We start from the raw sequence: 615 nt of genomic DNA on the forward strand, positions 1-615 counted from the left end.
CGAAATGCTTGCCCGGGTTGCGCCCCAGATCGGCGCCGATGCGCAGGTAATGTTCGGCCGGGTGCATGTTCAGTTGCGCCACATCGGGGTAGCGCGCCCGGTACCAGCCCGGATGCACATGCCGGGTGTCACGGATCAGCTGAAGCTGTTCACGTAGCGGGGGCAATCTGTCCCTGAACATGGTGATCCTCTTTGCAGCGCCCCGGGCCGGGCCACCCTGGCGAAACCGGCCTCAGGCCTATCCGGTCCCGGTCGGGGAGGCAATGCGCAGGACATGCTGGCACGATCCTGCCGCAGGGGGAAGGCGCCCCTTGTCATTGGTGTTTCTGCAGGTGCATCATGTCGCTGCAACGCCGCGAATCCGCGTTGGAATTTTCCTGACGGTTGCAGTGCCAGGCGGTCGCCGCACTGCAGTCCGAAGCCATGGTGATTTTATGTCCGGAATAGAGATCCCGCCCTTTGAAAAGCAGGTCAGGCTGATCCGCGCCACCGGCCAGGTCCACAGCACCTGGTACCGGGAGCGCTACCCCGAGGTCGATGCGATGCAGTTGCATCCGGCCGAACATTACCTGTTGCTGGGGGCGGATCTGGGGCGCAACCCGGGGCGGGGGTTCC

The 615-nt window shown here is 64.4% G+C and carries 2 protein-coding genes; one reads left to right on the top strand and one right to left on the bottom strand.

Going from position 1 to position 615, the window contains the following annotated elements; translation table 11 throughout:
• The coding region (locus HUK65_RS18570; protein WP_235442286.1) for a hypothetical protein at nt 1–181 on the bottom strand (181 nt) is incomplete at its 3' end.
• 253 nt (nt 182–434) lie between these two features.
• Between HUK65_RS18570 and HUK65_RS18575 the strand changes: the two genes are divergently transcribed.
• Nucleotides 435–615 (top strand): hypothetical protein (locus HUK65_RS18575; protein WP_235442287.1); only part of this gene is annotated, 181 nt, incomplete at its 3' end.

Source organism: Rhabdonatronobacter sediminivivens (assembly GCF_013415485.1).
Classification (GTDB): domain Bacteria; phylum Pseudomonadota; class Alphaproteobacteria; order Rhodobacterales; family Rhodobacteraceae; genus Rhabdonatronobacter; species Rhabdonatronobacter sediminivivens.